Origin of the sequence: Pseudenterobacter timonensis, from assembly GCF_900021175.1 — a bacterium.
Lineage (GTDB): Bacteria > Pseudomonadota > Gammaproteobacteria > Enterobacterales > Enterobacteriaceae > Enterobacter > Enterobacter timonensis.
Genome location: NZ_FCOP01000010.1, coordinates 49,369 through 69,019, shown reverse-complemented (window position 1 = coordinate 69,019; position 19,651 = coordinate 49,369). Strand labels below are relative to the sequence as shown.

The following is a 19,651-nucleotide window of genomic DNA, read 5'->3' as shown; positions in this document are numbered from 1 at the left end:
CCTGTAAACATGCGGGATAGAGAGAAAGACAAAGACCGGAAACAAACTAAAGCGCCCTTGTGGCGCTTTAGTTTTTTACTCCTCTTCCAGCAGCCGGGCGCCGGTCCCCTGTTCGCCGAGTCTGTCGCCCGGGTTACGCAGCGGGCAGTCGCTGCGCGACAGGCAGCCGCAGCCGATACAGCCATCCAGCTCATCGCGCAGCGCCACCAGCGTATTAATGCGCCGATCCAGCTCATCCCGCCACTGGGAGGAGAGCTGTTTCCACTCTTTGGCGCTCAGGGAGTGCCCCTCCGGCAGGACGCCAAAGGCGTCGCCAATGGTCGCCAGCGGAATGCCGATCCGCTGGGCGATTTTAATGATCGCCACGTAGCGCAGCACGTCACGGGTATAGCGACGCTGATTACCCGCGTTACGGATGCTCTTAATTAACCCTTTGCTTTCATAGAAATGGAGAGCCGATACCGCCACCCCGCTTCGTTTCGCCACTTCCCCGGGCGTCAGGAGCGCTTTAATTCGGGGTAATCTCTTTTCCATAAAACCTCTTTACCTCAAGTTAACTTGAGGAATTATACTCCCCTGCAGAGAAAACGAACAGGCAACAAAGCGAGTAGTATCAAAAGAGGACAAGCTTATGTCGCACCAGCAAATTATTCAGGCACTTATCGAATGGATTGATGATCATATCGACCAGCCGCTCAATATCGACGTCGTCGCTAAAAAGTCGGGCTATTCAAAATGGTATTTGCAGAGAATGTTCCGCACCGTGATGCACCAGACGCTGGGCGAGTATATTCGCCAGCGCAGGCTGCTGCTGGCCGCACAGGCGCTGCGCACCACCCGGCGGCCCATTTTTGATATCGCGATGGATCTGGGTTACGTCTCGCAGCAAACCTTCTCCCGCGTTTTTCGCCGCGAGTTCGACCGGACTCCCAGCGACTACCGCCACCAGCTCAACTAGCTGGCCTGCGGAACACTCAACGGCTCGGGCTGCCGCAGCCAGGCAATCAGCTCCTGCGGCGGCATCGCCTTCGCAAAGTACCAGCCCTGACAGTACTGCACGCCGCGCTTGTAGAGCCAGGCCACCTGCTCCGCCGTCTCCACCCCTTCGGCGATGGCTTTCAGGCGCAGGCTTTGGGCCATTTCAATGATATGTTCGACAATCAGATGGCTGGTGCTGTTAGTGGTCAGGGTATCCACAAACGATTTATCGATCTTGAGGATATCGACGTTCAGGGAGTAGAGGTTATGCAGGTTTGAATAGCCGGTACCAAAATCATCGATGGCGACCTCATACCCGGCCTGACGAAACGCCTGGATCACCGGGGTGGTTTTTGGCACGTCGATAAATCCCCGCTCCGTCACCTCAATCTTAATTTGCCGGGCGCGTACCGCATAGTACTGCGCTTTTTCCGAGATCATGGCAATCAGGCGGGAGGAATGGAAGTCAGAGGCGGAGAGATTAATCGAGACGTAAAGGTGCGGATGATTGCCAAGAAAATAGCCGAGATCGTTAAAGACCTCTTCTACTACATAGTCCGTGATCCGCTCGATCATCCCCTCTTTTTCCGCCAGCGGAATAAACTCAGCCGGGCTCATCACCGCCCCGTTAAAGCCAGGCCAGCGCAGCAACGCCTCTGCCCCCACGCACTGATTCGTTTTGATATCCATGATGGGCTGGTAATGGACGCAGAGCTGGCGTTTATTGAGCGCGCGATGCAGCCGCCGCCCGGGCGAGTTAAGCTCCCGATGGGTTCGCGACCAGACTAATAAAATAATAATGCTGCAAATCATCCCCAGCGGCAGCGTTAAGGTCGCCTGGTGATAAAGCATCTCGTAATAGCGGGCGCTGGAGGTGGAAATAATCGCCGCGATGGGACGCTTTTGCGAGTGGACTACCGTATAAAAGCGGTTCTGGTTCTGAAAGGTATCCTTAACACGGCCCGCCAGCGAGCTTAATAACGAGACGTCGGCGTTCGGACTGAAGGAAAAGAACGCGTTATTAACCGTATTATATATTCCCCAGATTAGCGTACGATCGGTGGACATCACTTCGCTCCAGGAGAGCGGATTGATCACCAGCACATAATTCCCCTTCTGGATATAGGTCATCTTATATCCCGGGAAAAAGGGGGTATCGCGAAAATACCAGGCAGCCACATCAGGCGTGAGGGTATAACTGGCGCCCGGGATGGTATAAGTATGCTCCGGCTTCAGCGTGGTGGAGCAGAGAAATTGCCGCCCTTGCGCGTAAATGACATCGGCGACATAAAGACGGCCCCTGACAATATTCAGCATATATTGCTGGTGTTGCGGCGAGCAGACCGGGCCCGAAAAGCGCTCTGCATCCTGGCGGGCCAGCTCCACCTGCCCGATAACCCGCTCCGTCTTATCAAGAGCCAGCTGCGCGAAAGATTCAAGCTGGCTGCGGGTTTCCGTTACCGCTCTTAGCTCGGCAAACCATAGCGCAAGCATCACCGGCAGGAGTACTACCATGATGATCCCTACCACCCTCAGCATATTGCGCCGCGCGCTACGATTCATTTCCGCCCTGTTTCCCTGCAATGTGTGTGCCTGTCGTCATGAGGCCGGATGCCTGGCTAAGCAGGTGATTACGTTGCATGAATCATGCGAAGTTAGCAACTGACTTTTGGTATAAAATTTCCTAAAAATGGTGTTGCCGATATTATTTTCCCGTAAGCCAAACTAAAAGTGCGCGCGCTATTTTTATAACGGGAAATAATTTAAGGAAGTTGAGGCCAGGCTTGCGAAGGCAGAAAAATATTACTTTTTTATGACCGGCTAAAAAAAGCGCACGGAAACTCTCCTTTTTCAGACGCCGGGTCGCGGCGGGTTATAAATGGTCGTCCGAAATTACTGTCTTTCCTCTGCCGGCCCGTTTGGCATCATATAAGGCTTTATCGGCGCGAATCAGCAAGGCGGAGCTATCCCGCTGGCCGCGCCCTACCACCACCACGCCCGAGCTGAAGGAGAGAACCAGCGCATTATCCCCCACCAGCAAAGGGCGGGCGAGCAACGACGCGCGCAGCGTCTCACACAGGACGACCGCCGTCTTGCTATCCCCCTGCACCAGCAGCAGGAACTCCTCCCCGCCGACCCGTCCCAGCGCCGCGTGGGGCTGGCTCAGCTCACGCAGGCGGTCGCAGAAATGGACCAGCGCCGCATCGCCCACCTGGTGGCCCCACTCATCATTAATCTGCTTAAAGTAATCGAGGTCAAACATCAGCACGCAGAACGGTCGGCCCGCTTCCTGACGCTGTTTCAGCTCGTGCAGAATGGTCGAACGGTTAAGGCAGCCGGTAAGATCGTCGGTTGTCGCCTTAAGCGCGAGCTGCTGTTCCGCTTTTTTGCGCTCGGTGATATCCAGACCAATGCTCAACACCGAGCGGTCTGGCAGCAGGATATTTGACCAGAGGACGGTCAGCGGCGTACCGTCGCGGCGCAGCGGATGCCACTCACTCATATCACTCAGCGGCGCGTCGCTAAACGAGGCCCGCATCCGGCGGCGAACCTCCTCGTCCGGGTAAAAGAGCATCAGCGGATCGGGATGAGAATTAATTTCCGCCATCGTCCAGCCAAATACCTTCTGGCATTCTGCATTCCAGAGCACGCAGCGGTTACCTTTATCAAAGGAGTTCATTAATACCGGCGCACGCTCAAAGAGGATCTTATATTGCGTGACGACGCGCTGCATCTCCCTGGCCATTCTTTCCCGGGCGATAATTTCCGCGAAATAATCCTTGAGTTTATCCATAACGATTACGGCGACAGGCTTGAGAGGCGAGAGGGTATTAAGGCGTTCGGTGAAGCCTAAAAAGAAATATCCGCTGCACGCCCCGTCATGGGAGATAATTTTGCATAGTACGCCGCTCTGCAACTGGCTATATCCCGGATGGAGGGGAATAAATAGCGTTTCGCCCACTTTCTCTTTCCAGCAGATAACGCGCCACGCGCGCGCATGACGCGCCAGCAGCGTACTGGCGAGGAAATGGGTCACCTCAAAAGAATGGCAGGCGATCTCACCGGTGCTGACGACCTGCGGCGAGCCGGATTCATCATCCACACTTATCCAGGCCAGCGCGGCGCCCAGCTTACCGCTGACAATCTCCAGCATCTCCTGAAGGGATCGATGGGCGGTTAATTGCGGCATTAGCGTTGCCAGCGTATGGAGGGCCTCGCGACTGTCGTTCACCACATTGCGGCACCTTTTTCTCATCGTTTTTATTCGTAGCCCAGTGAATACCCATTGCGAGTGCAATGAATGACTCAGGTTCCGGAAAAGAACAGGCGAACGCTGCTCATCGCTGATAAGCAATATAAATCATAGAAACGAGCCGCAGCGTGCAAACTAAATAACCAGAGAGCAAAAAGTGAAAATTCAGGAGCCTGAATAATTAATTACGTAGAGACCTAATTACGCATTCAAGCATAAGTCATGGTTAACAGCCTGTAAATATTGTACAGCCAGGCGAGAGTTGCACAATTTCCCCTATCTTTCTGAATTATTTAAAAACTTCCCGCCCGCAGGCCGCTGCCCCGCAAAGATATATCTTTCGTCCTGGAAAAACAGGTTTTGAGATGCGAAAAAACGCGCATTTTTGCGGCAACAGATCTGGTGATTAAAAGAACAAATGTGATATAGTTCACACATCCTGTGCAATACAAAACACTGTTTCATTTGACTCCATCTGCTTTTGAGGATGCGTTATCGTGACCATTACAACCGGCATGGTGCTCTTACGCTGGCCCCTGGTGAGTGCGGGGCTGATGTTTATAGCCAGCACGTTGAACATTCAATTTCGTAAATCTGACTACGTCGGGCTGGCGGTGATCAGTACCCTGCTGGGGCTGGGTGCGGCCTGCTGGTTCGCCACCGGTCTGCTGGGCATTAGCCTGGTGGAGATGGCTGCCGTCTGGGAAAATATCAAGACGGTGATGGTTGAGGCGATGAGCCACACCCCGCCCGACTGGCCGATGGTGATTACCTGATTCGTTATTTTCATAGGTATGTAAAAAGCCCCCGTTGTGGGGTTTTTTACATTGTAATGATAACCATTCTCATATTAATATAGCGGCGTGATGATTACTTTTTGAAGCATTCCACATGTCCGAACGCGCCGCCACCGCTGCTCCTTTTACGCTTGAATCGCTCTACGGCGCGCATCACGGCTGGCTGAAAAGCTGGCTGACCCGCAAGCTCCGGTCCGCCTTTGATGCCGATGATATCGCACAGGATACTTTTCTGCGGGTGATGGGCAGCGACACGCTTTCCACTATCCGCGATCCGCGCTCGTTTCTCTGCACCATCGCCAGACGGGTGATGGTCGATCTCTTCCGCCGTCACGCGCTGGAAAAAGCCTATCTGGAGATGCTCGCCCGGCTACCGGAGGCGCTTGCGCCTTCGCCTGAGGAGCGCGAAAGCCAGCTGCAAACGCTACAGCTTATCGACGCCATGCTTGATGGACTGAGTGGTAAAACGCGGCAAGCGTTTCTGCTCTCTCAACTGGAGGGCCTGACCTACGAGGTCGTTGCGCGTCAGCTTGGCGTCTCGATCAGCTCCGTGAAAAAGTATGTCGCCAGAGCGGTAGAGCACTGCCTGCTGTTTCGTCTGGAGCACGGCCTGTGAACAACGCGTTAACCGATTCCCGCCGCCAGGCGCTTCGCTCCGCCTCTCACTGGTACGCGCTTTTAAGCGCAAAAGGGGTTAACCCCCGGCAGACGGCGCGCTGGCAGCAGTGGTATGAGCAGGACCAGGATCATCAGTGGGCCTGGCAGCAGGTAGAACAGCTGCGCAGCCAGCTGAATCAGGTACCGGGGGATGTCGCCAGCCGGGCGCTGACCGACTCGCATCTTACCCGTCGCCACGTGCTGAAAGGCCTGCTGCTCCTGCTTGGCGCGGGCGGCGGGTGGCAGCTCTGGCAATCGGAGGCCGGCGAAGGGCTACGGGCCGACTATCGCACCGCCAAAGGAGAAGTTGTCCGTCAGCGGCTGGAGGAGGGTTCGCTGCTCACTCTCAACACCCAGAGCGCGGCAGATGTCCGTTTCGATACCCGTCAGCGCACCGTGCGCCTCTGGTACGGTGAAATCGCTATTACCACCGCCAAAGATCCGCAAAAACGCCCCTTTCGCGTGCTGACAGAGCAGGGCCAGCTCACGGCGTTAGGCACGGAGTTTACCGTTCGCCAGCAGGACGGACTTACCCGTCTGGCCGTTCAGGCTGATGCGGTTGAGGCCAGCCTGGCTCACTATCCGCAGGAAAAACGTCTCGTCACTGCCCGTCAGCGTTTGCAGTTCAGCGCCAGTACGTTTAGCGCCATCACGCCGGAGGATGACGAGAGCGCAAGCTGGACGCGGGGCGTATTGAGCTTCAGCGACAAGCCGCTGGGGGAGGTTATCGCCACGCTGGGGCGCTACCGCAGCGGCGTGCTGCACTGCGATCCCGCGGTAGCTAACCTGCGCCTGAGCGGTACTTTTCCCCTGAACGATACCGACGCGATTCTGGTCGCTATCGCACAGACGCTCCCCGTTAAAATTCATTCGGTTACGCGTTACTGGGTGACGATCGCACCGCTTTAAGAAAAATAATTCTCATTTCGATTGTCCCTTTTACCCTCCCCGTTCGACTCATAACTGAATACAACAAAAATGATGATGGAGAAGGTATGACGCCTGTACGCGTTTTTCTTAACACAGCACCTTTGGTTCACGCCATCCGTCTGGCTTTGCTGCCGCTGGCGGGTCTGGCATCGCTATCCGCTGCGGCGGTACAGATCGATATCGCCCCGGGTTCGCTCGATAAAGCGCTCAATCAGTACGCGGCGCGCAGCGGCATCACCCTCTCGGTGGATGCCAGCCTGACGCGCGGCAAACAGAGTCACGGTCTGCACGGCGACTACGACGTGGAAACCGGCCTGCAGCAGCTGCTGAACGGCAGCGGCCTGCAGGTTAAAGCGCTCGGCAACAACAGCTGGACGCTGGAGCCGATCCCGGCACCGCAGGAAGAGGCGCTCACCGTGGTGGGCGACTGGCTGGGAGAGGCGCGTGAAAACGACGTCTTTGAACATGCCGGCGCGCGCGACGTGATCCGCCGTGAGGATTTCGCCAGAACCGGCGCCACCACCATGCGGGAGGTGCTCAACCGTATCCCCGGCGTCAGCGCCCCGGAGAACAACGGCACCGGCAGCCACGATCTGGCATTGAACTTTGGCATTCGCGGCCTCAACCCGCGGCTGGCCAGCCGTTCAACGGTGCTGATGGACGGGATCCCTGTCCCGTTCGCCCCTTACGGCCAGCCGCAGCTCTCTCTCGCCCCGGTATCGCTCGGCAATATGGATGCGGTTGACGTGGTACGCGGCGGCGGCGCGGTGCGTTACGGACCGCAGAGCGTGGGCGGCGTGGTGAACTTTGTCACCCGCGCCATCCCGCAGGATTTTGGTATTGAAGCGGGGGTGGAAGGCCAGCTCAGCCCAACCTCTTCGCAAAACAACCCGAAGGAGACCCACAACCTGATGGTGGGCGGCACGGCAGATAACGGTTTCGGTACCGCCCTGCTCTACTCCGGTACCCGCGGCAGCGACTGGCGCGAACACAGCGCGACCCGCATCGACGACGTGATGCTAAAGAGCAAATATGCGCCGAACGAGGTCCATACCTTTACCAGCCTGCTGCAATATTATGACGGCGAAGCGGATATGCCGGGCGGCCTCTCCCGGGCCGACTATGATGCCGATCGCTGGCAGTCCACCCGCCCGTACGACCGCTTCTGGGGACGCCGCCAGCTGGCAAGCCTCGGCTATCAGTACCAGCCGGACAGCCAGCACAAATTTAATATCCTCGGCTTCTATACCCAGACCCTGCGCAGCGGCTACCTGGAGCAGGGCAAACGCATCACCCTCTCCCCGCGCAAATACTGGGTGCGCGGCATTGAGCCACGCTACAGCCAGAGCTTTATGATCGGCCTGACCGCCCATGAAGTCGGCGTTGGCTACCGCTACGTGAATGAGTCGACGCATGAGATGCGCTACTACACCTTCACCCGTACCGGACAGCTGCCGGACGGCTCCAGCCCCTACGATCGCGACACCCGCTCCGGTACCGAGGCGCACGCCTGGTATCTGGATGACAAAATCGACGTCGGCAACTGGACCATCACGCCGGGTATGCGCTTTGAACATATCGAGTCATACCAGAACAACAACATTAAAGGCACGCGCGAAGAGGTGAGCTATAACGCCCCGCTTCCGGCGCTGAACGTCCTCTATCATCTCAATCACAGCTGGAATCTTTATGCCAACACCGAAGGATCCTTTGGGACCGTACAGTACAGCCAAATTGGCAAGGCTGTGCAAAGCGGCAAGGTGGAGCCGGAAAAGGCGCGCACCTGGGAAGTCGGCACCCGATACGATGACGGGGCGCTGACGGCGGAAATGGGGCTGTTCCTGATTAACTTTAATAATCAGTATGACTCCAACCAGACTAACGACACCGTGACCGCGCGCGGGAAAACCCGCCACACCGGGCTGGAAACCCAGGCGCGTTACGACCTGGGCACGCTGACGCCAACGCTGGATAACGTCTCCGTCTACGCCAGCTATGCGTATGTGAATGCCGAAATTCGTGAAAAAGGCGATACCTACGGCAATCAGGTGCCCTTCTCACCGAAACACAAAGGGACGCTGGGCGTGGATTACACCCCAGGAAACTGGACCTTCAACCTGAACAGCGATTTCCAGTCCAGCCAGTTCGCGGATAACGCCAATACCGTCAAGGAGAGCGCCGACGGCAGCACCGGACGTATCCCGGGCTTTATGCTGTGGGGCGCGCGCGTGGCCTATGATTTTGGCCCGCAGATGGCGGACCTGAACCTGGCGTTTGGCGTGAAGAACCTCTTCGACAAGGAGTACTTCACCCGCTCCTACGACGATAACAACAAAGGCATCTACACGGGCCAGCCACGCACCCTTTATATGCAGGGGTCGCTGAAGTTTTAAACAGTTAACGCCCGGTTCGCCGGGCTTTTCTAAGGAATTGACGATGTGGGCATTTGTCCGTTTTCTTGTTACAGGGCTGACGCTGATGACCAGCCAGAGTTTTGCCGCCACCGTTCAGGACGAACAGGGCACATTTACGCTCGATAAGATCCCACAGCGGATTGTGGTGCTGGAACTGTCGTTCGCCGATGCGCTGGCCGCCGTGGCGGTAAGCCCCGTCGGCATCGCCGACGATAACGATCCCGATCGCATCCTGCCCGAGGTACGCGCGCAGATTAAACCCTGGCAGTCGGTCGGCACGCGTGCCCAGCCAAGTCTGGAGGCGATCGGCGCGCTGAAACCCGATCTGATTATTGCCGACAGCAGCCGTCACGCCGGGATTTACGCGGCGCTAAAGCAGATCGCCCCGGTATTACTGCTCAAGTCACGCAATGAAACCTACGCGGAAAACCTGCATTCGGCAGAGATAATCGGCGAAGTGGCAGGCAAAAAAACGCAGATGGAGGCCCGCCTCACGCAGCACAGGCAGAAGATGAAAGCGTGGGCCAGCCAGCTGCCGAAAGGGACACAGGTCGCCTTTGGCACCTCCCGCGAGCAGCAGTTTAACCTGCACACGGAGGAGAGTTACACCGGCAGCGTACTCGCCACCCTGGGGCTGAAGGTTCCCGCCGCGATGGCGGGCGCGCCGATGCCCTCCATCGGTTTTGAACAGCTGCTGGCGATCAATCCTGCCTGGCTGCTGGTGGCCCACTACCGGGAAAAGAGCATCGTGAAGCGCTGGCAGCAGGACCCGCTGTGGCAGATGTTAACCGCCGCGCAGCAGCACCACGTTATCCCGGTGGAGAGCAACGCCTGGGCGCGAATGCGCGGTATTTTTGCCGCAGAACGTATCGCCAGCGATACGGTAACAATCTTTCACTCCCCCCATGCTGACCTGAAATGACGTTAAAACATCCGGCGCTGCGGTGGGGTTTGCCCCTCGTGGCGCTTATCGCTATTTTCTGGCTGAGTCTGTTTTGCTACTCAGCCGTTCCTGTTTCCGGGACGGATGCCCTTTACGCCCTGCTGCCTGGCCATACGCCAACGCTCCCGCAGGCGCTGGTGCAGAACCTTCGACTACCACGAAGCCTGGTCGCCCTGCTGATCGGCGCGAGCCTGGCGCTGGCGGGGGCACTGCTGCAGACCCTCACCCATAATCCGCTCGCCTCGCCGTCGCTGCTCGGCATTAACAGCGGCGCGGCGCTGGCGATGGCGCTCACCAGCGCGCTCGCGCCGTCGCCCGGCGGCGCTGATCGCCGCCTGCGGGGGCGGCGTCAGCTGGATGCTGGTCATGGCGGCGGGCGGCGGCTTTCAGCCTGCGCAGGCGCGAAACCGGCTGATTCTGGCCGGGATCGCCCTGTCAGCCTTGTGCATGGCGCTGACCCGTATCACCCTGCTGCTCGCAGAAGATCACGCCTATGGTATTTTTTACTGGCTGGCGGGCGGCGTCTCGCACGCCCGCTGGCAGGATCTCTGGCAGCTGCTGCCGGTGGTAGTGATAGCGGCGCCCGTCGCTTTGCTACTGGCAAATTCGCTTAACCTGCTCAACGTGAGCGACAGCACCGCTCAGACGCTGGGGGTGAATCTCCCGGCGCTGCGCCTTACCCTTCACCTGCTGATACTGCTGCTGGGGGGCGCCTGCGTCAGCGTAGCGGGGCCGGTAGCCTTTATCGGTCTGCTGACGCCTCATCTGGCGCGCTTCTGGGCAGGGTTTGATCAGCGCAGGCTTCTGCCGATGAGCATGCTGTTGGGCGCCACGCTGATGCTGCTGGCCGATATGCTGGCGCGGGCGCTGGCCTTTCCGGGAGATCTCCCCGCCGGGGCGGTGCTGGCGCTGGCTGGCGCCCCCTGTTTTGTCTGGCTGGTCAGGAGGCGCGGATGAGGCTGGCGATAAGTCTGTTGATTGCCGTCGCGCTTGTGGGCGCGGCGCTGCTGTCGCTTCAGAAAGGCGTTATCCCCGTGCCGTGGCGCGCGCTGCTCACCGACTGGCACGCCGGGAGCGAGCACTATTACGTCCTGATGGAGTACCGCCTGCCAAGACTGCTGCTGGCGATGTTTGTCGGGGCAGCGCTCGCGGTGGCAGGCGTACTGGTCCAGGGAATAGTGCGCAATCCCCTGGCGTCGCCCGATATCCTGGGGGTCAACCATGCCGCCAGCCTGGCCTCGGTGGGGGCGCTGCTCCTGTTGCCCGCGCTGCCGGTCATGGCGCTGCCGCTGCTGGCCTTCGTGGGCGGTATGGCGGGTCTGCTGCTGCTCAGGTGGCTGGCCCCGTCCCGGGAGCCCGTCAGGCTGGCGCTGACGGGCATCGCCCTCTCCGCCTGCTGGGGCAGCCTGACCGATTATCTGCTGCTCACCCGCCCGCAGGATCTTAACAGCGCCCTGCTGTGGCTCACCGGCAGCCTGTGGGGGCGCGACTGGCGGTTTGTCAGCGTTGCCGTTCCACTGCTGCTGGTGCTGTTGCCGCTGAGCCTGCGCTATTGCCGCGATCTCGATCTGCTGGCGCTGGGGGATGCGCGCGCCGCCACGCTCGGCGTTAACGTTCAGCGCACCCGCTTCTGCGGACTGCTGCTGGCGGTGGCGATGACCGCGACCGCCGTGGCCGCCTGCGGCCCGATTAGCTTTATCGGCCTGGTGGTGCCGCATATGGTGCGCAGCCTCGCCGGCGGACGTCACCGCTGGCTGATGCCCCTCTCCGCCCTCACGGGGGCACTGCTGCTGGTGGTGGCCGATCTGCTGGCGCGAACGCTTCATCCCCCGCTGGAGCTGCCGGCGGGGGTACTGACCGCCATTATCGGCACACCATGGTTTGTCTGGCTGCTTGTGAGAATGCGATAAATGATCCTGAGAACTGAAAATCTGACCGTCCGCTACGGCACGCAAACGGTGCTGGACCGCCTTTCGCTCACGCTGCCCGCCGGACAAATTACCGCGCTGCTGGGGCCCAACGGCTGCGGAAAATCGACGCTGCTCAACTGTTTCGCCCGTCTGCTCATCCCCCGGTCGGGAACGGTATGGCTGGAGGATACGCCGATAGAGCGTTACCGCGCCCGCCAGCTGGCCCGCCGCCTGACGCTGCTGCCGCAACACCATGCCACGCCGGAGGGGATCACCGTGCGGGAGCTGGTCTCCTATGGCCGCAGCCCGTGGCTGTCGCGCTGGGGGCGGCTCAGCGGCGCGGACCATACGCGAATTGACGCGGCGATGAGAGAGACCCGGACAGAAAGCCTGGCTGAAAAGCGCTTAACGGCGCTCTCCGGCGGTCAGCGCCAGCGGGCGTTTCTGGCAATGGTGCTGGCGCAGGATACGGAGATCGTGTTGCTCGATGAACCCACCACCTGGCTCGATATTAATCATCAGGTGGAGCTGATGCGGCTGATGGAGACGCTGAAAGCGCAGGGGAAAACCGTGGTGGCGGTACTGCACGATCTTAATCAGGCCAGCCGCTACTGCGATCGACTGGTGGTACTGGCAAACGGGCAGGTGATGGCGCAGGGCACGCCGGAAGCGGTGATGCAGCCCGCCTTGCTGCAAAAGGTGTTTCAGGTGGAGGCGGAGATCCACCCGGAGCCGGTGTCGGGCAGGCCGATGTGCGTGGTGCGATGAACTTTATGCTTTCGGAAAACAAAAAGCCCTGCAGGAGCAGGGCTTGATACGCGATTCGCGTCAGAAAATCAGAACGGAATATCGTCGTCGAAGTCCATCGGCGGTTCGTTAGACGGCGCCGGCGCGGACTGCTGCGGACGCGACTGTGCGCCGCCGCTGAACTGGTTGCCACCCTGCTGCTGCGGCTGCTGAGGCTGACCCCAACCGCCCTGCTGCTGGCCGCCGCCTGCCGGTGCGCCGCCGCCCTGGCGACCGCCGAGCATCTGCATCACGCCGCCGATTTGCGGAACGTTAATCTCGGTGGTGTAACGCTCCTGGCCGCTCTGATCAGTCCATTTGCGGGTACGCAGCTGGCCTTCGATATAGACCTGGGAACCTTTACGCAGATATTCGCCAGCCACTTCCGCCAGCTTGCCGAACATCACCACGCGGTGCCATTCGGTCTGCTCTTTCATTTCGCCGGTCGCTTTATCACGCCAGGATTCAGAGGTAGCCAGCGTCATGTTGGCAACTGCGCCACCACTCGGCAAATAGCGTACTTCCGGGTCCTGGCCCAGATTACCGACGAGAATCACCTTATTTACGCCTCTGCTGGCCATGTTCGTCTCTCCCGAATACGTTTCTAAATAGTGTAAACGCGTGAGTGTACCATTTCCATGCTGCATTTTGATAGCTGCGACACGGATTCCGGTAACTTACGCGAACCCGCTATTGTTGCATACTTTTGTACGAAATGCATTCCAATACTGTATATCCAGACAGGTTAAATTGTGTCATAATTAGCCGTTTATGCCGTTTGTCCTTCAAACAAACCAGGCATTCGAGTCTCTACCGGGAAAGGTGAATGGATAAGATCGAAGTTCGGGGCGCCCGCACCCATAATCTCAAGAATATCAACCTGATAATCCCTCGCGATAAGCTGATTGTCGTGACGGGGCTGTCGGGATCTGGCAAATCCTCACTGGCTTTCGACACCCTCTATGCCGAAGGACAGCGTCGCTACGTGGAATCGCTTTCCGCCTATGCGCGTCAGTTTTTATCACTGATGGAAAAACCGGACGTTGACCATATTGAAGGTCTGTCGCCCGCTATCTCCATTGAGCAGAAATCGACCTCGCACAACCCGCGCTCTACGGTCGGGACGATCACCGAGATCCATGACTACCTGCGCCTGCTTTTTGCCCGCGTGGGCGAGCCGCGCTGTCCGGATCATGACGTCCCGCTGGCGGCGCAAACCGTCAGCCAGATGGTGGATAACGTGCTGGCGCAGCCGGAAGGCAGACGCCTGATGCTGCTGGCGCCGATTATCAAAGAGCGCAAAGGCGAGCACACTAAAACGCTGGAGAACCTGGCAAGCCAGGGCTACATCCGCGCCCGAATCGACGGGGAAGTGTGCGATCTCTCCGATCCGCCGAAGCTGGAGCTGCAAAAGAAACACACCATCGAGGTGGTGATCGATCGCTTCAAGGTGCGTGACGACATGACCCAGCGCCTGGCGGAGTCGTTTGAGACAGCGCTGGACCTCTCCGGCGGCACAGCGGTAGTGGCCGATATGGACGATGCCAAAGCGGAAGAGTTGCTCTTCTCCGCCAACTTCGCCTGCCCCATCTGCGGCTACAGCATGCGCGAGCTTGAGCCGCGCCTGTTCTCGTTTAACAACCCGGCGGGCGCCTGCCCGACCTGTGACGGTCTGGGCGTGCAGCAATATTTCGATCCCGACCGTGTGATCCAGAATCCGGAGCTGTCGCTGGCTGGCGGCGCGATCCGCGGCTGGGATCGCCGTAATTTCTACTACTTCCAGATGCTGAAATCGCTGGCGGAGCACTATAAGTTCGACGTGGAAGCGCCCTGGGCGAGCCTGAGCGCCACGGTGCACAAAGTGGTGCTGTTTGGTTCCGGCAAAGAGAACATCGAGTTCAAATACATGAACGATCGCGGTGATACCTCCGTGCGTCGTCACCCGTTCGAAGGGGTGCTGCACAATATGGAGCGCCGCTATAAAGAGACCGAATCGAGCGCGGTGCGCGAGGAGCTGGCGAAATTTATCAGCAATCGTCCCTGCGCCACCTGCGACGGCACGCGCCTGCGTCGCGAAGCGCGCCACGTCTTTGTGGAAAACACCGCGCTGCCGACCATCTCAGACATGAGCATCGGCCACGCGATGGATTTCTTCACTAACCTGAAGCTCTCCGGGCAGCGGGCGAAAATTGCCGAAAAAGTGCTGAAAGAGATTGGCGATCGTCTGAAATTCCTGGTGAACGTTGGCCTGAACTACCTGACGCTTTCCCGCTCAGCAGAGACGCTCTCCGGTGGCGAGGCGCAGCGCATCCGCCTGGCGAGCCAGATCGGCGCGGGACTGGTGGGCGTGATGTATGTGCTGGATGAGCCTTCCATCGGCCTGCACCAGCGCGACAATGAGCGCCTGCTTGGGACGCTTGTGCATCTGCGCGACCTCGGCAATACGGTGATTGTGGTGGAACATGACGAAGATGCGATTCGCGCCGCCGACCACGTGATCGACATCGGCCCCGGTGCGGGCGTGCACGGTGGCCAGGTGGTCGCCGAAGGTCCGCTGGAGGCGATCATGGCGGTGCCGGAGTCGTTGACCGGCCAGTACATGAGCGGCAAGCGCAAAATTGAGGTGCCGAAGCAGCGCGTGCCCGCTAACCCGGAAAAAGTACTGAAGCTGACCGGGGCGCGCGGCAACAACCTGAAGGATGTCACGCTCACTCTGCCGGTCGGCCTGTTCACCTGTATCACCGGGGTTTCAGGTTCCGGTAAATCGACGCTAATTAACGATACCCTGTTCCCGATTGCCCAGACGGCGCTGAACGGCGCGACGCTTGCCGAGCCAGCACCCTACCGCGACATTCAGGGGCTGGAGCATTTCGACAAGGTGATCGACATTGACCAGAGCCCGATAGGCCGTACGCCGCGCTCTAACCCGGCGACCTATACCGGCGTCTTTACGCCGGTGCGTGAACTCTTTGCCGGGGTGCCGGAATCGCGCTCGCGCGGGTATACGCCAGGACGTTTCAGCTTTAACGTGCGCGGCGGCCGCTGTGAAGCGTGCCAGGGCGACGGTGTGATCAAGGTGGAGATGCACTTCCTGCCGGATATCTACGTGCCGTGCGACCAGTGCAAGGGCAAGCGTTATAACCGCGAAACGCTGGAGATCAAGTACAAGGGCAAGACCATTCACGAAGTGCTGGATATGACCATCGAAGAGGCGCGCGAGTTCTTCGACGCGGTGCCTGCGCTGGCGCGTAAGCTGCAGACCCTGATGGATGTCGGGCTGACCTATATCCGTCTGGGGCAGTCCGCGACAACGCTCTCCGGCGGGGAGGCGCAGCGCGTGAAGCTGGCGCGCGAGCTGTCAAAACGCGGTACCGGCCAGACGCTCTACATCCTTGATGAGCCAACCACCGGCCTGCACTTTGCGGATATCCAGCAGCTGCTGGACGTGCTGCATCAGCTTCGCGACCAGGGCAACACCATCGTGGTGATTGAGCATAACCTGGATGTCATCAAGACTGCGGACTGGATTGTCGATCTCGGCCCGGAAGGCGGCAGCGGCGGCGGCGAGATCCTCGTTTCCGGCACGCCGGAAACGGTCGCCGAATGCGAAGCATCGCACACGGCGCGCTTCCTCAAGCCGCTTCTGAAGTAGTTATACCGAAAGCTGCTGCCTGACCTGTTCAGGCAGCAGTTCCACGGCCTGCTGATAAGAGGCATCCACCAGATAGTAGAGCTGCGAGTCGGGTAGCGAACCATCAAGATAGACCGTACTCCAGTGCGCCTTATTCAGATGCCTGCTGGGGTGTACGTCGGAGTGCTGCTGACGCAACAGTTCCGCCAGCTCCGGGCTGGTTTTTAGCGATACCGCCGGTCGCCCCTCCTCTTCATTCACCATCGCATACAGCACGTCCGCGACCTTTATCTGCGTCGCTTTCCAGTCGCTATGTACGCTCTGTTCAGCACCCGCTTTGTTCATGCAGTACTGCAGTATCTCCGAAATTGTCATCGTTATTCCCCTTGAAGCGTTGCGATGATTCGACGCGAACCACCGTGAATACGGTGCTCTCCCAGCCAGATCCCCTGCCATGTGCCAAGTTGCAGCCGGCCGTTATGGACGGGCAGCATAAGCGACACCCCAAGCAGGGAGGATTTCACGTGCGAAGGCATATCGTCCGGGCCTTCGTAGTCGTGCTCCCATTGCCCGTTATCGGGAACGGTGCGCAAAAAATAGCGCTCCATATCGCCACGCACTGTAGGATCGCAGTTCTCGTTTAGCGTCAGGGAGGCTGAGGTGTGCTGAAGCAGCAGGTGGAGCAGGCCAGTTTTGAGGCGGGACAGCGCAGGCAGCTGGTCGATTACCTCTTCCGTTACCAGGTGAAAACCGCGCGGTTTAGCGCTTAAGGTCAGGGTTTGCTGATACCACATCTGCTGCTCCGTATGAAAAAGATCCTTATTAAGTGTGCAGCAAGACGCCAAAAGGTAAAACCCGAAGGCTCACTTTCGCTCAAAAAAAGCTCAAACGGCGTGAAAATCAGACCAGACGTGGATTAACCCCCTCCTGACGGAGAGGGTAGTCGGTAAGTGAATACTTACATTACAGCGGCAAAAGCCTGCGCCACGCGCTGCACGTTGCGGCTGTTAAGCCCCGCCACGCACATGCGTCCGCTGGCGATGAGGTAGACGCCAAATTCGTCGCGCAGGCGATCCACCTGGGAAGCGCTCAGCCCGGTATAACTGAACATGCCGCGCTGCTTCAGCAGATAGTCAAAGTTATGCCCCGGCACCGCCTCTTTCAGCACATCCACCAGCGCCTGGCGCATCGCTAAAATCCGCTGGCGCATCGCGTCAACCTCCGCCAGCCAGATTGCCCTGAGCGCCTCATCGCCCAGCACCGTCGCCACCACCTGCGCGCCGAAGTTCGGCGGGCTGGAGTAGATGCGACGTACGGTCGCCTTCAGCTGTCCCAGCACGCGGGCAGCGGATTCCCGGTCGTCACAGATTACAGAGAGTCCGCCGACGCGCTCGCCATACAGCGAGAAGATTTTCGAGAAGGAGTTGCTGACCAGGGCAGGCAGCCCGGCGCTGGCAATGGCGCGAATGGCGTAAGCATCCTCTTCCATACCCGCGCCAAAGCCCTGGTAGGCGATATCCAGGAACGGAATGAGGTTGCGCGCCTTAAGCACCTCGATGACCGCATCCCACTGCGGGTTAGTGAGATCCGCGCCGGTGGGGTTGTGGCAGCAGGGATGCAGCAGCACGATACTGCGTTCCGGTAACGTGTTGAGTTTTTCCAGCAGGGCCTCGACGCGTACGCCGTTGGTTTCGCTGTCAAACCACGGATAGGTTTCTACGTTAAACCCGGCGCCTTCAAAGATGGCGACGTGGTTTTCCCAGGTCGGGTCGCTCACCCACACGCCGGAGTCGGGAAAATATTTTTTCAGGAAATCAGCGCCCACCTTGAGCGCGCCGGAGCCGCCCAGCGTCTGGATGGTGGCGACACGCCCGGCGGTCAGTACCGGATGGTCGGCGCCAAAGAGCAGCGGCGCGATGGTGCTGCGGTAGCTGTGCAACCCTTCCATCGGCAGGTAGAGCGAGGCGCCGTGCGGCATGGCATTAAGACGGGCTTCGGCTTCGGCAACCGCCTGGAGCTGAGGGATAATGCCCTCTTCGTTATAGTAAAGACCGATGCTGAGATTCACTTTATCGCTGCGCGGATCCTCTTTAAAACGTTCCATTAAAGAGAGGATGGGGTCGCCAGCGTAGGCGTCAACGTTCTGAAACACGCGATGGTTCTCCGGGTTATTATGAGGCAGGAAATTCAACAATAAACCGGAAGTGGCAGAAGATCGAGCGGATTCCAGGCAGGGGGTGGCGGCGCGCTCGCCGCTCCCCCAGCATGGCTAGTCGATGTAGCGCATCGCCACCCGCGAGGTCAGGCGGGTAATAAGTTCGTAAGCGCTAACTTTGGTGATCTCCGCGATGCGTTCGACGGGCAGGCCGTCGCCCCACATCACCACCCTATCGCCCACCTTGTCCTGTGCCTGCGGTCCGAGATCGACGCAAATCATATCCATCGCCACGCGGCCTACGATGGCCACTTCACGACCGTTGACCAGCACCGGCGTGCCGGAGGGCGCCGCGCGCGGATAGCCGTCGCCATAGCCCATCGCCACTACGCCCAGGCAGGTGTCGCGCTCGCTCACCCAGGTGCCGCCATAACCCACCGGCTCGCCCGCCTTGTGCTCGCGCACGGCAATCAGGCTGGAGATGAGCGACATCACCGGCTGAAAGCCAAAATCAGGCCCCCAGGGGCGGTTTTCCAGCGGCGAGACGCCGTAGAGAATAATGCCCGGACGCGCCCAGTCGAAATGCGACTGCGGCCAGAGCAGGATCCCGCCCGAGGCGGCGATGGAGCGCATACCCGGCTTGCCTTCACAGAAGGTGTTGAAGATATCGAGCTGCTGTTCCGTCGCGCCACACTCCGGCTCGTCGGCGCGGGCGAAGTGGCTGACGATATTGACCGGCTGACGCACGTTTTTGCAGCGGCTCAGGCGCTGATAAAAGGCCTCCGCCTGCTCCGGGCGCACGCCCAGACGGTGCATGCCGGTATCGAGCTTCATCCAGACGGTGACCGGCTCGCTAAGATCGGCCGCTTCCAGCGCCGCCAGCTGCTCTTCGCTATGCACGGCAGTGTGAAGATGTTCCGCCGCGATGGTGGGCAGATCCGTCGCTTCAAAAAAGCCTTCCAGCAGCAGAATAGGCTGGGTGATACCGCCTGCACGCAGGCGCAGGGCCTCTTCGAGACGGGCAACGCCAAAGGCGTCGGCGTCGGGAAGCGTTCGCGCGGTCTCAATCAGACCGTGTCCGTAAGCGTTCGCTTTCACGACTGCAACGAGCTTGCTGGCGGGAGCCAGCTGACGCAGACGTTGCAGGTTGTGTCGCAGAGCGCGGCGGTTAATGACGACAGTTGCCGCTTGCATGGG

General features: G+C 59.2%; 17 protein-coding genes and 1 pseudogene. 10 read left to right on the top strand and 8 right to left on the bottom strand.

Annotated features, from left to right (window positions below):
- Positions 1–75: 75 nt before the first annotated feature.
- Positions 76–534, bottom strand: a complete 459-nt coding sequence (soxR, locus tag BN3796_RS02655) for a redox-sensitive transcriptional activator SoxR (RefSeq protein WP_061706883.1) — start codon at positions 532–534, stop codon at positions 76–78.
- A gap of 97 nt (positions 535–631) precedes the next feature.
- On the opposite strand from soxR, the gene soxS reads away from it, so the two are divergent.
- Positions 632–958 carry a superoxide response transcriptional regulator SoxS gene (gene soxS, locus BN3796_RS02650; protein WP_061706882.1) on the top strand — a complete coding sequence of 109 codons (327 nt, stop codon included), beginning with the start codon at positions 632–634 and terminating at the stop codon, positions 956–958.
- Here soxS and BN3796_RS02645 read toward each other — a convergent pair.
- Both BN3796_RS02645 and BN3796_RS02640 read right to left on the bottom strand, forming a co-directional pair.
- The gene (locus BN3796_RS02645; RefSeq protein ID WP_061706881.1) at positions 955–2,541 is read right to left on the bottom strand and encodes an EAL domain-containing protein; all 1,587 of its coding nucleotides are present in this window, start codon (positions 2,539–2,541) and stop codon (positions 955–957) included. The two genes, soxS and BN3796_RS02645, sit on opposite strands and share 4 nt — an antisense overlap.
- Before the next feature lie 310 nt (positions 2,542–2,851).
- A complete protein-coding gene (locus BN3796_RS02640) occupies positions 2,852–4,234 on the bottom strand; it encodes a GGDEF domain-containing protein (protein WP_061706880.1) in 1,383 nt (460 codons plus the stop codon).
- Positions 4,235–4,725: 491 nt separating this feature from the next.
- Here BN3796_RS02640 and BN3796_RS02635 point away from each other — a divergent pair, with 491 nt between their 5' ends.
- The 8 genes and pseudogenes from BN3796_RS02635 (at position 4,726) to fecE (ending at position 12,650) form a co-directional block, all read left to right on the top strand.
- A complete protein-coding gene (locus BN3796_RS02635; protein WP_061706879.1) occupies positions 4,726–5,007 on the top strand; it encodes a YjcB family protein in 282 nt (93 codons plus the stop codon).
- Between the two features lie 115 nt (positions 5,008–5,122).
- Positions 5,123–5,644 carry a ferric citrate uptake sigma factor FecI gene (fecI, locus tag BN3796_RS02630; protein ID WP_061706878.1) on the top strand — a complete coding sequence of 174 codons (522 nt, stop codon included), beginning with the start codon at positions 5,123–5,125 and terminating at the stop codon, positions 5,642–5,644.
- On the top strand, positions 5,641–6,594 hold the full coding sequence (fecR, locus tag BN3796_RS02625) for a ferric citrate uptake sigma factor regulator FecR (protein WP_061706877.1): 954 nt from the start codon (positions 5,641–5,643) through the stop codon (positions 6,592–6,594). The genes fecI and fecR overlap by 4 nt, the downstream gene beginning before the upstream one ends.
- 86 nt (positions 6,595–6,680) lie before the next feature.
- Positions 6,681–9,008, top strand: coding sequence for a TonB-dependent Fe(3+) dicitrate receptor FecA (gene fecA / locus BN3796_RS02620; RefSeq protein WP_061706876.1), 2,328 nt, complete (start codon positions 6,681–6,683; stop codon positions 9,006–9,008).
- A gap of 43 nt (positions 9,009–9,051) precedes the next feature.
- On the top strand, positions 9,052–9,951 hold the full coding sequence (locus BN3796_RS02615; RefSeq protein WP_061706875.1) for a Fe(3+) dicitrate ABC transporter substrate-binding protein FecB: 900 nt from the start codon (positions 9,052–9,054) through the stop codon (positions 9,949–9,951).
- Positions 9,948–10,929: pseudogene (gene fecC, locus BN3796_RS02610) on the top strand (iron-dicitrate ABC transporter permease FecC). Before BN3796_RS02615 ends, fecC begins: the two are co-directional and overlap by 4 nt.
- Complete coding sequence (gene fecD, locus BN3796_RS20520; RefSeq protein WP_061706874.1) at positions 10,926–11,882, top strand: Fe(3+) dicitrate ABC transporter permease subunit FecD; 957 nt, start codon at positions 10,926–10,928, stop codon at positions 11,880–11,882. The pseudogene fecC and the gene fecD overlap by 4 nt, the downstream one beginning before the upstream one ends.
- Complete coding sequence (gene fecE, locus BN3796_RS20515; protein WP_061706873.1) at positions 11,883–12,650, top strand: Fe(3+) dicitrate ABC transporter ATP-binding protein FecE; 768 nt, start codon at positions 11,883–11,885, stop codon at positions 12,648–12,650.
- 68 nt (positions 12,651–12,718) lie between these two features.
- Here fecE and ssb1 read toward each other — a convergent pair whose 3' ends face one another.
- Complete coding sequence (gene ssb1, locus BN3796_RS02595) at positions 12,719–13,249, bottom strand: single-stranded DNA-binding protein SSB1 (RefSeq protein ID WP_061706872.1); 531 nt, start codon at positions 13,247–13,249, stop codon at positions 12,719–12,721.
- 245 nt (positions 13,250–13,494) lie between these two features.
- On the opposite strand from ssb1, the gene uvrA reads away from it, so the two are divergent.
- Positions 13,495–16,320 carry an excinuclease ABC subunit UvrA gene (uvrA, locus tag BN3796_RS02590; RefSeq protein ID WP_061706871.1) on the top strand — a complete coding sequence of 942 codons (2,826 nt, stop codon included), beginning with the start codon at positions 13,495–13,497 and terminating at the stop codon, positions 16,318–16,320.
- On the opposite strand, the gene BN3796_RS02585 is transcribed toward uvrA, so the two are convergent.
- From BN3796_RS02585 to alr, 4 genes are all read right to left on the bottom strand, one after another.
- Positions 16,321–16,674 (bottom strand): MmcQ/YjbR family DNA-binding protein, encoded by a 354-nt coding sequence (locus BN3796_RS02585; protein ID WP_061706870.1) that lies wholly within the window; start codon positions 16,672–16,674, stop codon positions 16,321–16,323.
- A gap of 2 nt (positions 16,675–16,676) precedes the next feature.
- A complete protein-coding gene (locus tag BN3796_RS02580) occupies positions 16,677–17,093 on the bottom strand; it encodes a secondary thiamine-phosphate synthase enzyme YjbQ (protein ID WP_061706869.1) in 417 nt (138 codons plus the stop codon).
- 164 nt (positions 17,094–17,257) lie between these two features.
- Positions 17,258–18,451, bottom strand: a complete 1,194-nt coding sequence (gene tyrB / locus BN3796_RS02575; protein WP_061707538.1) for an aromatic amino acid transaminase — start codon at positions 18,449–18,451, stop codon at positions 17,258–17,260.
- A 117-nt stretch (positions 18,452–18,568) separates the two neighbouring features.
- Entirely contained in the window at positions 18,569–19,648 is a 1,080-nt protein-coding gene (gene alr / locus BN3796_RS02570) for an alanine racemase (protein ID WP_061706868.1), read from the bottom strand.
- Positions 19,649–19,651 lie beyond the last annotated feature (3 nt).

Excerpts from the sequence above, each read along its gene's own strand:
- soxR (WP_061706883.1), bottom strand. The coding sequence starts at position 534 with ATGGAAAAGAGATTACCCCGAATTAAAGCGCTCCTGACGCCCGGGGAA.
- soxS (WP_061706882.1), top strand. The coding sequence starts at position 632 with ATGTCGCACCAGCAAATTATTCAGGCACTTATCGAATGGATTGATGAT.
- BN3796_RS02645 (WP_061706881.1), bottom strand. The coding sequence starts at position 2,541 with ATGAATCGTAGCGCGCGGCGCAATATGCTGAGGGTGGTAGGGATCATC.
- BN3796_RS02640 (WP_061706880.1), bottom strand. The coding sequence starts at position 4,234 with ATGAGAAAAAGGTGCCGCAATGTGGTGAACGACAGTCGCGAGGCCCTC.
- fecI (WP_061706878.1), top strand. The coding sequence starts at position 5,123 with ATGTCCGAACGCGCCGCCACCGCTGCTCCTTTTACGCTTGAATCGCTC.
- fecA (WP_061706876.1), top strand. The coding sequence starts at position 6,681 with ATGACGCCTGTACGCGTTTTTCTTAACACAGCACCTTTGGTTCACGCC.
- BN3796_RS02615 (WP_061706875.1), top strand. The coding sequence starts at position 9,052 with ATGTGGGCATTTGTCCGTTTTCTTGTTACAGGGCTGACGCTGATGACC.
- fecD (WP_061706874.1), top strand. The coding sequence starts at position 10,926 with ATGAGGCTGGCGATAAGTCTGTTGATTGCCGTCGCGCTTGTGGGCGCG.
- fecE (WP_061706873.1), top strand. The coding sequence starts at position 11,883 with ATGATCCTGAGAACTGAAAATCTGACCGTCCGCTACGGCACGCAAACG.
- ssb1 (WP_061706872.1), bottom strand. The coding sequence starts at position 13,249 with ATGGCCAGCAGAGGCGTAAATAAGGTGATTCTCGTCGGTAATCTGGGC.
- uvrA (WP_061706871.1), top strand. The coding sequence starts at position 13,495 with ATGGATAAGATCGAAGTTCGGGGCGCCCGCACCCATAATCTCAAGAAT.
- BN3796_RS02585 (WP_061706870.1), bottom strand. The coding sequence starts at position 16,674 with ATGACAATTTCGGAGATACTGCAGTACTGCATGAACAAAGCGGGTGCT.
- BN3796_RS02580 (WP_061706869.1), bottom strand. The coding sequence starts at position 17,093 with ATGTGGTATCAGCAAACCCTGACCTTAAGCGCTAAACCGCGCGGTTTT.
- alr (WP_061706868.1), bottom strand. The coding sequence starts at position 19,648 with ATGCAAGCGGCAACTGTCGTCATTAACCGCCGCGCTCTGCGACACAAC.